Genomic DNA, 13,743 nt, shown 5'->3' with positions numbered 1-13,743 from the left:
TCAGGGCGTCGGGACGGTAATCTGAGCACCATGCCCTCGCCAGAACTCCTCGCCGCTCCGGTGCTGCCCTTCGGCCGCCTGACCACGGCCATGGTCACCCCGTTCCAGCCTGACGGATCCCTGGATCTGGCCGCGGCGCAGAAGGTGGCCACGCATCTTGTCGACGGCGGCAACGACGCCCTCATCCTGAACGGGACGACCGGCGAGTCCCCGACCACCTCCGACCAGGAGAAGGTGGAGCTGATCCGCGCGGTCCGCGAGGCCATCGGCGACCGGGCCCAGCTCGTCGCCGGCGTCGGGACGAACGACACGGCCCACACCATCGAGCTCGCCCGGCAGGCCGAGGCCGCCGGTGCCGACGGGCTGCTGGTCGTGACGCCGTACTACAACAAGCCTCCGCAGGAAGGTCTGCGGCAGCACTTCACCCAGGTCGCCGACGCGACCGGCCTGCCGAACCTGCTGTACGACATCCCCGGCCGCGCCGGGGTGGAGATCAGGACCGAGACGCTGATCGCGCTCGCGGAGCACCCGCGGATCGTGGCGGTGAAGGACGCCAAGGGCGACCTGGCCGCGACCACCAAGGTGCTCGCGAACACCGATCTGTTCTACTACTGCGGTGCCGACGAGCTGAACCTCGCCATGCTGGCGATCGGAGCCGTCGGTATCGCGAGTGTCGTGGGACACGTCGCGAGCCCGGAGTACCGGCAGCTGATCGACGCCGTGGTGGCCGGCGACCTCGCCACCGCACAGGAGATTGATCGACGGCTGGTGCCCGCCGTCGAAACGATTATGACGATTACCCAGGGCGCCATCATGGTGAAGGCCGCACTCAAGCTGGCCGGCGTCCTCGAGCACGCGACCCTCCGGTCGCCGCTGATCGAGGCGACGCCTGCGCAAGTGGACCGGCTCACCACCGACTTGAAAACGGCAGGACTGATTGCATGAGCCATCCCCATCCCCATCTAGCTGCGCCCGGACCGCTGGCTCCGGGCGCTTTGCGGGTCATCCCGCTCGGCGGCCTCGGTGAAGTAGGCCGCAACATGACCGTGTTCGAGTACGACGGCAAACTGCTGATCGTCGACTGCGGTGTGCTGTTCCCGGACGAGAACCAGCCCGGCGTGGACCTGATCCTGCCGGACTTCCAGCCGATCCGGGACCGGCTGAACGACGTCGTCGCGGTGGTGCTGACGCACGGCCACGAGGACCACATCGGCGGGTTGCCCTACCTGCTGCGTGAGCGGGGCGACATCCCGGTCATCGGGTCACAGCTCACGCTCGCGCTGCTCGAGGGCAAGCTGAAGGAGCACCGGCACCGCAACGTGCCGCAGCAGACCGTGGTCGAGGGCGAGAAGCTGCAGATCGGCCCGTTCGTCTGCGAGTTCGTCGCGGTCAACCACTCGATCCCGGACGCGCTCGCGGTCGCGATCCGGACGCCGGCCGGCATGGTGCTGCACACCGGTGACTTCAAGATGGACCAGCTCCCGCTGGACGGCCGGATCACCGACCTGAACGCGTTCGCGCGGCTCGGCGAGGAGGGGGTCGACCTGTTCTGCGTCGACTCCACCAACTCCGAGGTCCCCGGCTTCACCACCCACGAGCGGGACATCGCCCCGGTGCTCGACGGCGTCTTCACCAAGGCGAAGAACCAGCGCATCATCGTGGCCTGTTTCGCCTCCCACGTGCACCGCGTCCAGCAGGTGATGGATGCTGCTGTGAAGCACCGCCGCAAGGTCGCGTACGTCGGTCGTTCGATGGTCCGCAACATGGCCGTGGCCCGTGATCTCGGCTTCCTGAACGTGCCCGGCGACACACTGATCGACATGCGCGAGCTGGAGAACTACCCGCCCGAGCAGGTCGTGCTGGTCTCCACCGGATCGCAGGGCGAGCCGATGTCGGCGCTGTCCCGGATCGCGGCCAACGACCACCACGTCGTCCAGATCCAGCCGGGTGACACCGTCGTACTGGCGTCGTCGCTGATCCCGGGCAACGAGAACTCGGTCTACCGGGTGATCAACGGCCTGACCCGGCACGGCGCGAACGTGATCCACAAGGGCAACGCCCTGGTGCACGTGTCCGGGCACGCGAGTGCGGGCGAGCTGCTCTACTGCTACAACATCGTCAAGCCGCGCAACGTGATGCCGGTGCACGGCGAGATCCGGCACCTGCACGCGAACGCCGAGCTGGCGATCCAGACCGGCGTACCGCGCGAGAACGTGGTCGTCGTCGAGGACGGTGTGGTGGTCGACCTGATCGACCGCAAGGTCGTCGTGGCCGGCAAGGTCGACTGCGGGTACGTCTTCGTGGACGGCTCCACGGTGGGCGACATCACCGAGACCTCGCTGAAGGACCGGCGGATTCTCGGCGACGAGGGTTTCATTTCGGTGATCGCCGTGATGGACTCCGTCACCGGGAAGCTGACCGCCGGACCGGAGATCCAGGCCCGCGGGTTCGTCGAGGACGACACTGTCTTCGACGACCTGAAGCCGAAGATCGAGGCGGAGATCGCGAAGGCGATCGGCAGCGGCGTGGACGACATCTACCAGCTCCAGCAGATCATCCGTCGGGTGGTCGGCAAGTGGGTCAGCGACACCCACCGCCGGCGCCCGATGATCATCCCGATCGTCGTGCAGAGCTAGAACAGAGAGAGTGGGCCGGCGATGAGCATGAACGGTGTGAACGGCACGGGCCAGCGCCGGCCCACGATGAAGGAGGTCGCGGCCCGGGCCGGGGTGGCACTGAAGACGGTGTCGCGCGTGGTCAACGAGGAGCCGAACGTCAGCCCCGAGCTGACCGCCAAGGTGCAGGCCGCGATCAAGGAACTGAACTACACGCCGAACGAGTCGGCCCGGATGCTGCGCCGCGGCAAGACCGGCACGATCGCCGTGGTCATCCGCGATATCGGTGACCCGTTCTTCGCCTCGCTCGGCCGGGCGGTCGAGCTGTGGGCCCGCTCGTCGGGTTCCGTGGTGATGATCGGCCTGACCGACGAGGACCCGGAGCGCGAGCGCGACGTCTGTCTCGAGTTCGTGGCCCGTCGCCCGGACGCGTTGATCATGGCGCCGATCGGGGAGACCCAGGAGTATCTGGCACCGCATGTCGACGCCGGGATGGCGGTCGTCACGATCGACCGTCCCGCGCACGGGATCGAGGCGGACGCCGTACTGGCCGACAACGCGGGCGGTATCGATCAGGCGATCGACCACCTGGTCCGGCAGGGGCACCGGCGGATCGCGTACCTCGGTGACGACGAGCGGATCTTCACCGCCCGCGAGCGCGTGGTCGCCTACCGGGCCGCGATGGCCCGGCACCGCATCGACGTCGACGAAGACCTCGTGCACCTGTCCGAGCCCACCACGGAGGGCATCGGCATCACGCTCTCCGCCGTACTGGATCGCCCGGAGCCCGCGACAGCGTTGCTGTCGGCAAACAACATGACGACCGCCGAGGTACTGCGCGGTCTGGCCGGCCGGCGTGATCAGGTCGCGCTCGTCTCGTTCGACGACCTGGCTCTCGGCGACCTCCTCAAGCCCGGCCTGACCGCAGTCGCCCAGTCAGCCGACGTGATGGCCCGTACGGCGATTCAGCTCATGACCGAGCGCCTCCCCGAACCCCACCGCCCCGGCCGGACCGTCCGGGTCCCCGTCAAACTGACGATCCGTGGCTCGGGGGAGATCCCGCCGGCGTCGTAGCTACTTGCGGTAGGCCGCTACCAGCGGGCACTGGAAGGGGTCTCGGGCGTGGAGGCCGACGTTGTTGAGGTACTCGATGACGATGCGGTACGACGTGAACAGGCCGACCTCGGTGTAGTCGACGCCGTGCAGTTCGCAGTACTCGCGGACGATCGGGCGCACGCGGCGCAGCGTCGGCCGGGGCATGCTGGGGAAGAGGTGGTGCTCGATCTGGTAGTTGAGTCCGCCCATGGCGAAGTCGATCAGCACGCCGCCGCGGATGTTGCGCGACATCAGCACCTGGCGGCGCAGGAAGTCGAGCTTGAGCCCGGCTGGTACCAGCGGCATGCCTTTGTGGTTCGGTGCGAACGCTGCGCCGAGGAACAGGCCGAAGATGGCCAACTGCACTGCCAGGAAGGCGGTGGCCTTCGTGGGCGGCAGCAGTACGTACAGGGCGGCGACGTACAGAGTCAGGCGGGAGATGACTACCGCTAGCTCGATCCGCTCGAGTTTGCTGGCGTCACGGCGACACAGGTGCCGCAGGCTCGACGCGTGCAGGCCGAGCCCTTCCAGCGTGAGCAGGGGGAAGAACAGCCACCCCTGCCGGGCAGCGATCCACCGGCCGAGCGGTCCGCGCCCGAGCACCGCATCTGGTGTGAAGGCGACCGCCTTGAGCTGTACGTCGGGGTCCTTGTCCACCTGGTTCGGTGCGGCGTGATGACGTGAGTGTTTGTTGCGCCACCACGTCACACTCATCCCCGCGACCGCACCGGCCAGCACTCGTGCCGTCCAGTCGTTGCGAGCCGCGGAGTCGAAGATCTGCCGGTGCGCGCTGTCGTGGCTCAGGAACGCCACCTGGACGAGCACCAGCGCCAGCACTGCGGCCAGCACCAGCTGGAACCACGAATCACCCAGTACGACGACGCCGACCGCGACACCGGCCAGCGCGAGGAACACGAGGCCGATGCGCGTGTAGTAGTACCCCTGGCGCCGGCGCATGAGGCCGAGCTCCTGCACGGTCCGGAGCAGGTCGGTATAGAGGCTGGCGTACTGCTGCTGTGGGCGCACACGTTCAGGATCGAGATCAGTCATGACACTCCGTGTGCGCTCAGGTGGACCGCCGAGGTCGGCTGGGCAAAGGACTACCCCCGGTACGCCGTGACGAGCGGACACTGCCACGGATCACGTGCCCGCAACCCTACGTTGTTGAGATAGTCCACGATGACCTTGTACGCCGCCGGCAGCGACACCTCGGTGTAGTTCACACCGTGCCGTTCGCAGTACTCGCGGACGATCGGCTGGACCGCCTTGAGCGTCGGCCGGGGCATGCTGGGAAAGAGGTGGTGCTCGATCTGGTAGTTGAGCCCGCCCATCACGAAGTCGATCAGCACGCCGCCGCGGATGTTGCGCGACATCAGCACCTGGCGACGGAGGAAGTCGATCTTCATCGTCGCCGGCACCAACGGCATCCCGGTGTGGTTCGGTGCGAACGATCCACCGAGGCAGACGCCGAAGACGGCCAGTTGCAGACCGAGGAAGGCGAACGCCTTGCCGGGCGGGAGCAGGTAGAACATCAATCCCAGGTAGCTGCTGATCCGGATCAGCACGAGGGCGCCTTCGACCCGCTCGGCCTTGTTCGCGCCCCGGCGGAACACGTGCGTGACGCTCGACACGTACAGGCTCAGGCCTTCCAGCGTCAGCAGCGGGAAGAACAGCCAGCCCTGGCGGTCGGTCAGCCACTTCCGGAAGCCGGTGCGGCTGAGCGCGTGCTCCGGGGTGAAGGCGACCACGCCGATGGCGATGTCGGGATCGTGCTGCAACTGGTTCGGGGCCGCGTGATGCCGGCTGTGCTTCGACTTCCACCAGGCGGAGCTGATGCCGATCAGGCCACCGGCCAGTATCCGGGCGGTCCAGTCGTTCCACTTGGCCGACTTGAAGATCTGCCGGTGCGAGCTGTCGTGGCTGAGGAACGCGACCTGGGTCAGTACCAGCGCGAACGCACCGGCCATCAGGAGCTGGAACCACGAGTTGCCGAGCAGGCCGACGCCGACCCAGACCCCGGCGAAGGCGGCGAGCACCAAGCCGATCCTGGTCCAGTAGTATCCAGGGCGCCGCCGGAGCAGTCCGAGCTCGCGGACAGTGCGCGCGAGATCGGTATAGAGGTTGGTGAAGCGCTGTTGCGGATTATTGTCCGCGACGAGCTGTGACAAGTGGGAAGCACCCCGGTCCGGTCGTACATCGCGTCGACGCGCCACCGGGTCTGGGGCAGCGCCACAACTGTGGCTGGTACCTCCAACGGAACCACGTTAGGCAACCCTTCGCAAGGTGAGTCTCGCGGGCGCGCCAAGGGGCAACCGTCAGTTCACGCGGCAGCCATCCGGCGGGATCAGTCTTGCGGGTATGAAATTGAGTCGCCGCCAACTCTTGGCTGCATCCTCCGCCGCCGGTGCCTCCCTGGCTCTGCCAGGTGTCGCTGCTGCGGCCCCCAACGTCGTACGCCGGGATCGGCCCGCACTGCCGTCCGGAATCATGTCGGGCGACGTCAGCTCGAACGCCGCCGTGGTCTGGTCGCGCACCGACCGCAAGGCCCGGATGATCGTCGACCTGACCAGCCATGGCCGCTTCGACCGGGCAGTCCGGTTGTGCGGCCCGGTGACCGGGCCGGACCAGGACTTCACCGCGCAGGTGCCGCTCAAGGGCCTGCGGCCCGGCCAGCGGTACGACTACCGGATTGCGTTCGAGGACGCGTACGGCCGCCGTGGTGAGTCCCTCGAAGGCTCCTTCAGTACGCCGGGCCGCAACCGCGGACTGTCGTTCGTCTGGACCGGGGACACCGCCGGCCAGGGGTACGGCATCAACCCGGACTTCGGCGGCATGATCGCGTACAAGGCCATGCACGAGACCCGGCCGGACTTCTTCCTGCACTCCGGGGACAACATCTACGCCGACGGCCCGATCGCGGCCACGGTGCAGATCCCGGACGGCACGGTGTGGAAGAACGTGGTGACCGAGGAGGTGTCCAAGGTCGCCGAGACGCTGGCGGAATACCGCGGCCGCTACAAGTACAACCTGCTGGACCACAACGTGCGTGACCTGTACGCCGACGTACCGATCGTCAGCCAGTGGGACGACCACGAGACGGTCAACAACTGGTACCCGGGAGAGGTCCTGGAAGACACCCGCTACACCGAGCGGCGGGTCGACGTCCTGGCGGCCCGAGCCCGGCAGGCGTTCCTCGAGTACCTGCCGATGGTGCACACCGCGGGCCGGAACCGCATCTACCGCAAGGTGAGCTATGGTCCGCTGCTCGATGTCTTCTGTCTCGACATGCGCACCTACCGCGGCGCCAACCCGGCACCGGCGACGGCCGGCCCGGTGGCCATGCTGGGTACCGAGCAGGCCGAGTGGCTGGTCCGCGAGGTGGCCAAGTCCAAGGCAACCTGGAAGGTGATCGCCAGCGACATGCCACTCGGTCTCCTGGTGCCGGACGGCCCACTGATCGAGGCAGTCGCGAACGGCGTCGGCGGTGCACCCGGTGGCCGGGAGCACGAGATCGCGTGGGTGCTGAGCCAGTTCAAGAAGCGCAAGGTGCGCAACACGGTCTGGCTGACCGCCGACGTGCACTACTGCGCCGCACACCACTACGACCCGTCCCGGGCGGCGTTCACCGACTTCGACCCGTTCTGGGAGCTCGTGGCCGGTCCGGTGAACGCAGGTACGTTCGGCCCGAACACGCTGGACCCGACGTTCGGACCGAAGGCGGAGTTCGTCAAGGCGGCCGACTTCCCGAACCAGCCACCGAGTGGCGGCAACCAGTTCTTCGGCCACGTCGAGATCGACCCGCGCACCGGCGTCTTCACGGCGTCACTGCGGGATCTGTTCGGCAAGGTCCTCTGGACCAAAGACATCAATCCGGCCCAGCACTAGGGGCCCGTCGTACCCACCTGCCTCCGGCGCCTGCGCGGGATGCCGCCCACCGGGGGCGGTGGGTACGACGCATTTAGCCGAAGAACTCCAGTGCGTGCTTGACGACCGCGTCCGGCCGGTCGTCGACCAGGAAGTGCGTTGCGCCCGCAATCTCGTGCACGTCAGCGCCTTGGAGTGAATCGGCCCGCACGATGCGGTCCTCCGCACCCAGTAGCACTCTGGTCCGAGTGCTCACCTTCTGGTCGCGGTACTGACCGCGCACCATCCGCATGCCCTCGGGCTGGATGAACCGCCGGTACAGTGCCGACCCCGCCGCGGCACGCTCCGGGTCCTTGAACTGACTGGCGAAGAGCTCGACCAGCTCATCGGACATGCCGTCCCCCGAGTGACCGCGCAGCATGACGCGAGCCAGTCCGGTACGGCGCAGTGCCCACGGACCGAGGCCTGGCCAGGGGAGCACCATGTTGAACCAGCCGTAGCGCAGCATCCGCGCGTACATGCGTGGCTTGGCCTTCGCACCGAGTGGTGGGATCGAGAGCATCAGGTGATCGCGCACTCGTTCCGGATGTCGCAAGCAGAACAGCGTGCCGAGGATGCCGGACCAGTCGTGCGTCAGCAGGTGCACGCGATCCAGCTGTAAGGCGTCCAGCAGCCCTTCGAGATCGGCCAGTAACGACTCGCTGTCGTAGCCGGACGCCGGAGCCTCGGACTGCCCGAACCCACGCAGATCCGGGCAGATCACCCGGTAGTGCTGGGCCAGTGTGGGGATGACGTCACGCCACTCCCACCAGTGCTGCGGAAACCCGTGCAGCAGTACGACGGCATCACCGTTCCCGGCCTCCGTCACGTGCAGACGCACGCCGGGCAGGTCGACGAAGCGGTGGCTCACCCCCTGAAGTTCCATCCATCGACCGTACTACGAACGTAGTACGGCGTCTACTATGTTTATAGTGACCGAGTGGAATCACCGCGTACCCGAGCGCTCCAGGCCGCCGTCGAGCTGCTCGGCACCGAAGGACTCCGATCCCTCACCCATGCCCGGATCGACGACCGTGCCGGGCTGCCGAAGGGATCGACCTCCAACTACTTCCGCACCCGGGCCGCCCTGCTGACGGGTGTTTCCGACTGGCTCGCGGACGTGGACCTGCAGGCGGTCGGGCCCGCGTTCCGGCCGACGACCGCGGCCGAGTTCGTCGATGCGATGTGCTGGTTGTTCGACCTGGTCACCAGAGTCAACCGGGTGCAGACGACAGCTCGGCTGGTGCTGTTCCTGGAGGGCAGCCACGACGCCGAACTCCGCAAGTCGCTGTCCCGCGGCCGCGCGGCGCTGGAGGCCGGGGCGACGGCGGCGCTGGCCGGTCTGGGCGCCCCGGATCCCGTGGTGGCGGCGCAGGCGGTCGCCGCGATGTCGGAAGGGCTGATCCTGCATCGGATCGCGCGGCACGACGACGTGGACCCGCGGCCGGCGTACGAGCTGATTGCCAGGGCAGTGATTCCGGTCGCCGGTTAGGTTTGTCCCCATGACCTATCCGGAAAGCCGCCGTGACGATGTGGTCGAAACCCTGCATGGGCACGCGATCGCCGACCCCTACCGCTGGCTGGAAGACCCCGACGCCGCCGAGACCCAGGACTGGGTGAACCGGCAGAACGAGTACACCCAGGCCGAGCTGGCGGGCTATCCGGAGCGGCAGTGGTTCCAGACCACGCTGTCCGCGATCCTGGCTCGTCCGCGCGCCGGAGTGCCGGCCAAGAAGAGCGGTTGGTACTTCGTCGGCCGCAACGACGGCACCCAGGCGCAGGACGTCGTGTACGTCGCGGAGTCCCTCGCGGAACTGCTGGACAGCGGCCGGGTGCTGATCGACCCGAACAAGCTGTCCGAGGACGGCACCGACTCACTGGGGACGTTCACAGTGAGTCCGGACGGCAAGTACTTCGCTTACGGCATCAACGAGAGCGGTAGCGACTGGACGACGTTCCGGTTGCTCGACATCGCCACCGGTGATCCGGTGGACGACGTGGTGACGGAGGCCAAGTTCTGCGAGGCCACCTGGCTTCCGGACAGTTCGGCGTACCTGTACCTGCACTACCCGTCGAGTGGGCGCAGTGAGGGCACGGAGACGAAGACGCTGTCGGGTGGACAGCTCAAACTGCACCGCGTGGGTACGCCGCAGTCCGACGACGAGCTGGTCCTCGCCTTCCCCGAGGACGACCGCCTGTTCATCTCACCGAAGGTGTCCGACGACGACAGGTATGTCGTTGTGCACATCAACGCAGGCACTGACCCTGCCTGCAAGCTGTGGGTCTACCCGATCACCACCGACGGTCTCGGTGAGCCGATCAAGGTGGTCGACGAGCTGGCCGACGAGATCTTCTTCATCCGGATGGCCGGTGACCAGCTGGTGCTGCAGACCGACCGCGACGCGTCCCGCGGCCGCGTGGTGCTCTCCACGCTGGACGGCACTTTCACCGACCTCATCCCCGAAGGACCCGACGCACTGCAGGCAGTTCGCGGTACGGCGTCCGGACTGGCAACCGTCACGCTGGTCGACGCACAGCCCGTGCTGACGCTCTACGCACTCGACGGTTCCGGTGCGCGCGTGGTCGACGTACAGGGCGGTGGTGTGCTCGATCTGAATGGCAGCACCAAGTACGACGAGCTCTTCATCGGCTTGTCGACTGTCACCGACCCCACCGTCTCGTACGTCGTCTCGGCGTCCACCGGCGCAGTGCGGGCACTGCCCGAGCTGGTCCGCGGCGCCGGCGGCTACGAGTCGCCTTCGGTGGTTGTCACGCGCGAGCTGGCCGGGGAGGTGCCGTACTTCCTGATCACGCGCTCCGACCTGGACTTCGCCACACCACGCCCGACGCTGCTCTACGGGTACGGCGGCTTCCGCATCCCGATCCTGGCCGACTACAAGCCGGGCTGGCCGGCCTGGCTGGCTGCCGGGGGAGTGCTGGCGATTGCGAACCTCCGCGGCGGCGGTGAGTACGGCAGCGACTGGCACGACGCCGGGCGGCTCAAGCACAAGCAGCAAGTGTTCGACGACTTCATCGCGGTCGCGGAACACCTGCGGGACCAGGGAGTGACCACTCCGGCGCAGCTGGCCATTCACGGCCGCAGCAACGGCGGACTGCTCGTCGGAGCCGCCATGACGCAGCGGCCCGACCTTTTCAAGGTCGCGCTGCCGGGCGTCGGCGTACTGGACATGCTGCGGTTCCACCTGTTCACGGTGGGGCAGCGTGGGCGTCCGACTTCGGGCATCCGGACAACCCGGAGCAGTTCGAGGATCTGCTGGCCTACTCGCCGCTGCATCGCGTGCAGGACGGTACGGCGTACCCGGCCACGCTCGTGGTCACCGGTGACCACGATGACCGGGTCGTCCCGTTGCACAGTCACAAGTTCATCGCTGCGTTGCAGCATGCCCAGTCCGCGGCCGAACCCGTCTTGACCCGAGTAGAGGTCAACACCGGTCACGGCTTCGGAAAACCCGCCGCGATGATCGCGGCGGAGTGGGCGGACCTACTGGCGTTTGCTGCTCACCACGTAGGTCTGAAGACTCCTGAGCAGTAGGAGCGCTTGTGGGGCTGCGTCACCAGATGCGGGGCGCGTGGAGGTCGCGAGGGTCATCGGCCGGCTGACAGCCGTGGTCGGTGTCCTCGTACTCCGCGCGCGGCCCGTTGGTGGCTAGCGAGCGCACTGCGCCGACCAGCCGGTCCACGTGCTCGCGGGTCGTCCCGAGACCGAGGCTGGCGCGCACCGCCGTACCGTGCTCGGGTGCGTCGGCCAGCAGGTGACCGACCAGCGGGTGTGCGCAGAACTTGCCGTCGCGGACGCCGATGCCGTACTCCGCGCTGAGTGCCGCGGAGACGAGCGTCGAGCTCAGACCCTTGATGGTGAAGCAGACCGTGCCGACGCGGTCGGCCTCGGCGCCGAAGATCGAGTACGTCGTGACGTCGGCGATCTGCGCCAGGCCGGTGCGCAGCCGGGCGAGCAGGCTGCGCTCGTGCTGCTCGATCGCGTCCCGATTGCGGCTGATGGTCGCGCAGGCCGAGGCCAGGGCGATCGCGCCGATGACGTTGGGGGAGCCACCCTCGTGCCGGGACGGGCCGGTCGCCCAGACCACGCCGTCGCCGGAGACCGAGGTGGTCGCGCCCCCGCCGTACAGGTAGGGGTCGGCGGCGTCGAGCCAGTCCGCGCGGCCGATCAACGCACCGGCGCCGTACGGGGCGTAGAGCTTGTGACCGGACAGTGCGACCCAGTCGACGTCCAGCTCGGCGATGTCGACGACGCGGTGCGGCGCCAGCTGCGCAGCGTCCAGGCAGATCCGCGCACCGTGCGCCTTGGCGACGGCAGCGAGCTCGGCGATCGGGAAGATCTCGCCGGTCACGTTCGACGCGCCCGTGACGACAACCAGCCGCGGACCCTCCGGAGCGCTCCGCAGTGCGTCGGCCACGGCAGTGACGGCCGCGCTGGCCGAAGCCGGTGCAGCGAGCCGGACAGTGCGCTCCTCGCCCCACGGCAGCAGGGCCGCGTGGTGCTCGGACTCGAAGACGATCACGGTCGCGTCAGCCGGGACAGCGTGCGCGAGCAGGTTGAGGGCGTCGGTGGTCTGCCGGGTGAAGATCACCTGGTCGTCCGCACGGGCGCCGACGAAGCTGTGCACCTCGGCGCGGGCCCGCTCGTACCACTGGGTCGTGATCCGGGAGGCGTACCCGTTGCCGCGGTGGACCGACGCGTACGACGGCAGGGCCGCCTCGACGCTGGCGCGCACCGACTCCAGACAGGGCGCGCTCGCACCGTGGTCGAAGTTCGCGTAGTCCGTCACGCGGCCGTCGGCCAGGGGGACCAGCAGGTCCGCACCGACGGTGGCGGGGATGGTGCCGTTCGCCAGGCGGGTGACCGCTGCGCGAGGGGCGGTGGTGCTGGCCGGCTCGAGGATGGAGAGGATCGACATGGCTTCGCTCCCGGGAAGTCCGCACTTGCCGAACGGGGTATCCGCACGGCCTGGTCTTCACCCGGGGCACCCCACCGCGGAGGAGGGTTGCCGGCCAGCGAGCCGGGGCTTGACGCTGGCGCTCATGACCTGCCGAGAACGGTAACGAACCGGCCACAAGGACGCCAGTCCTAATCTCATGTGGTGAGATAGACATACACATCGTGAGACGGAAGGCGGCGGAACGATGATCGGACGCCTGCATCACCTGGCCATCGACTGCCCGGATCCGCTCCGGCTGGCGGAGTTCTACGCCGCGCTCCTCGGCAAACCGATCACCTATCGCAGCGATGACTGGGTGGTGGTCGCGGACAACGACCACACCTCAGGACTGGCCTTCCAGCGCGCGCCGGACCATCGGCGACCGCAATGGCCCGATCCCGCGCATCCCCAGCAGATGCATTTCGACGTGATGGTCGACGACCTCGAGGCTGCGGCCACGGCGGTCGTCGCGCTCGGCGCCCGCCGCCTGGCCGACGCGGTGTTCGAGGATCCCGCCGGGCATCCGTTCTGCCTGATCCCGAGGCCCGGCTGGGCGCCGCCGGTGAATTGATTCGCGACTGGTTACCCTAGGCGTGTTGGATGGCGGGATGACGACCATCGCGGCCTGGACCGCACCTGAAGTCGAGCGGTCCGACGGTTCGTTGACCGCGCCGGAAACCGAGCTGCTGCGGGGATATCTCGACTTCTACCGGCGCACGTTGCTGTACAAGTGCGCCGGGCTGACCGCCGAGCAGCTCGCCAGCCGGCCCTCGCCGCCGTCGAACCTGTCGCTGCTCGGGCTGATCCGGCATCTGACCAAGGTCGAGCGGATCTGGTTCCGGATCCACTTCGCGGCTGGGGCTTCGGCTGAACCTCTGTTCGCGCCGGAGCTCGGGAAGGACGCCGACTTCGAGCTGATCGATCCGGCCGAGGCCGAGGCGGCGTACGACGGGTTGATCGCCGAATGGAAGCTGTCCGACGAAGCGGCGGCCGGGCGGTCGTTCGACGAGCGATTCGTCTTCAACGGGACGGAGTCGACGCTCCGGATGATCTACATCCATCTGGTCGGGGAGTACGCCCGGCACTGCGGCCACGCCGACCTGCTGCGGGAACAACTCGACGGCACCACCGGAGCCTGATCGATCTGGTAACAAGTCTTCCGATGGCCAGGA

General features: G+C 67.9%; 12 protein-coding genes, 1 pseudogene and 1 riboswitch. Of the genes and pseudogenes, 9 read left to right on the top strand and 4 right to left on the bottom strand.

Going from position 1 to position 13,743, the window contains the following annotated elements; all coding sequences use genetic code 11:
* Positions 1–30 precede the first annotated feature (30 nt).
* The 3 genes from dapA to ACFCV3_RS20960 are packed head-to-tail and all read left to right on the top strand — an operon-like array spanning position 31 to position 3,689.
* Positions 31–945 (top strand): 4-hydroxy-tetrahydrodipicolinate synthase, encoded by a 915-nt coding sequence (dapA, locus tag ACFCV3_RS20970; protein ID WP_376032131.1) that lies wholly within the window; start codon positions 31–33, stop codon positions 943–945.
* The gene (locus tag ACFCV3_RS20965) at positions 942–2,636 is read left to right on the top strand and encodes a ribonuclease J (RefSeq protein WP_376032129.1); all 1,695 of its coding nucleotides are present in this window, start codon (positions 942–944) and stop codon (positions 2,634–2,636) included. Before dapA ends, ACFCV3_RS20965 begins: the two co-directional genes overlap by 4 nt.
* 21 nt (positions 2,637–2,657) lie before the next feature.
* The gene (locus ACFCV3_RS20960; protein WP_376032127.1) at positions 2,658–3,689 is read left to right on the top strand and encodes a LacI family DNA-binding transcriptional regulator; all 1,032 of its coding nucleotides are present in this window, start codon (positions 2,658–2,660) and stop codon (positions 3,687–3,689) included.
* Here ACFCV3_RS20960 and ACFCV3_RS20955 read toward each other — a convergent pair whose 3' ends face one another.
* The gene (locus tag ACFCV3_RS20955; protein ID WP_376032125.1) at positions 3,690–4,760 is read right to left on the bottom strand and encodes an acyl-CoA desaturase; all 1,071 of its coding nucleotides are present in this window, start codon (positions 4,758–4,760) and stop codon (positions 3,690–3,692) included.
* A gap of 50 nt (positions 4,761–4,810) precedes the next feature.
* The gene (locus tag ACFCV3_RS20950; RefSeq protein WP_376032123.1) at positions 4,811–5,878 is read right to left on the bottom strand and encodes a fatty acid desaturase family protein; all 1,068 of its coding nucleotides are present in this window, start codon (positions 5,876–5,878) and stop codon (positions 4,811–4,813) included.
* Positions 5,879–6,068: 190 nt separating this feature from the next.
* Here ACFCV3_RS20950 and ACFCV3_RS20945 point away from each other — a divergent pair, with 190 nt between their 5' ends.
* Positions 6,069–7,595 carry an alkaline phosphatase D family protein gene (locus tag ACFCV3_RS20945; RefSeq protein ID WP_376032121.1) on the top strand — a complete coding sequence of 509 codons (1,527 nt, stop codon included), beginning with the start codon at positions 6,069–6,071 and terminating at the stop codon, positions 7,593–7,595.
* Between the two features lie 73 nt (positions 7,596–7,668).
* Here the strand turns inward: ACFCV3_RS20945 and ACFCV3_RS20940 are convergent, their stop codons facing one another.
* A complete protein-coding gene (locus tag ACFCV3_RS20940) occupies positions 7,669–8,499 on the bottom strand; it encodes an alpha/beta fold hydrolase (protein ID WP_376032119.1) in 831 nt (276 codons plus the stop codon).
* 54 nt (positions 8,500–8,553) lie between these two features.
* Here ACFCV3_RS20940 and ACFCV3_RS20935 point away from each other — a divergent pair, with 54 nt between their 5' ends.
* The 3 genes and pseudogenes from ACFCV3_RS20935 to ACFCV3_RS20925 all read left to right on the top strand — a co-directional run bounded on the left by ACFCV3_RS20935 (position 8,554) and on the right by ACFCV3_RS20925 (position 11,166).
* Complete coding sequence (locus ACFCV3_RS20935) at positions 8,554–9,105, top strand: TetR/AcrR family transcriptional regulator (protein ID WP_376032117.1); 552 nt, start codon at positions 8,554–8,556, stop codon at positions 9,103–9,105.
* 10 nt (positions 9,106–9,115) lie between these two features.
* Positions 9,116–10,765: pseudogene (locus ACFCV3_RS20930) on the top strand (prolyl oligopeptidase family serine peptidase); the annotation flags it as partial.
* A gap of 119 nt (positions 10,766–10,884) precedes the next feature.
* The gene (locus ACFCV3_RS20925; RefSeq protein WP_376032441.1) at positions 10,885–11,166 is read left to right on the top strand and encodes a prolyl oligopeptidase family serine peptidase; all 282 of its coding nucleotides are present in this window, start codon (positions 10,885–10,887) and stop codon (positions 11,164–11,166) included.
* 19 nt (positions 11,167–11,185) lie between these two features.
* Here ACFCV3_RS20925 and ACFCV3_RS20920 read toward each other — a convergent pair whose 3' ends face one another.
* On the bottom strand, positions 11,186–12,550 hold the full coding sequence (locus ACFCV3_RS20920; RefSeq protein ID WP_376032116.1) for an aminotransferase class V-fold PLP-dependent enzyme: 1,365 nt from the start codon (positions 12,548–12,550) through the stop codon (positions 11,186–11,188).
* 16 nt (positions 12,551–12,566) lie between these two features.
* Positions 12,567–12,680, bottom strand: a riboswitch (SAM riboswitch).
* A gap of 96 nt (positions 12,681–12,776) precedes the next feature.
* Between ACFCV3_RS20920 and ACFCV3_RS20915 the strand changes: the two genes are divergently transcribed.
* Both ACFCV3_RS20915 and ACFCV3_RS20910 read left to right on the top strand, forming a co-directional pair.
* Complete coding sequence (locus ACFCV3_RS20915; RefSeq protein ID WP_376032114.1) at positions 12,777–13,142, top strand: VOC family protein; 366 nt, start codon at positions 12,777–12,779, stop codon at positions 13,140–13,142.
* Positions 13,143–13,179: 37 nt separating this feature from the next.
* Positions 13,180–13,710 carry a DinB family protein gene (locus ACFCV3_RS20910; protein WP_376032112.1) on the top strand — a complete coding sequence of 177 codons (531 nt, stop codon included), beginning with the start codon at positions 13,180–13,182 and terminating at the stop codon, positions 13,708–13,710.
* The last annotated feature ends 33 nt before the right edge of the window (positions 13,711–13,743 follow it).

It is taken from the genome of Kribbella sp. NPDC056345 (assembly GCF_042262745.1).
In the GTDB taxonomy this organism is placed as follows: domain Bacteria; phylum Actinomycetota; class Actinomycetes; order Propionibacteriales; family Kribbellaceae; genus Kribbella.
The sequence above is the reverse complement of the archived record's forward strand: the minus strand, read 5'-3'. Positions and strand labels throughout refer to the sequence as shown.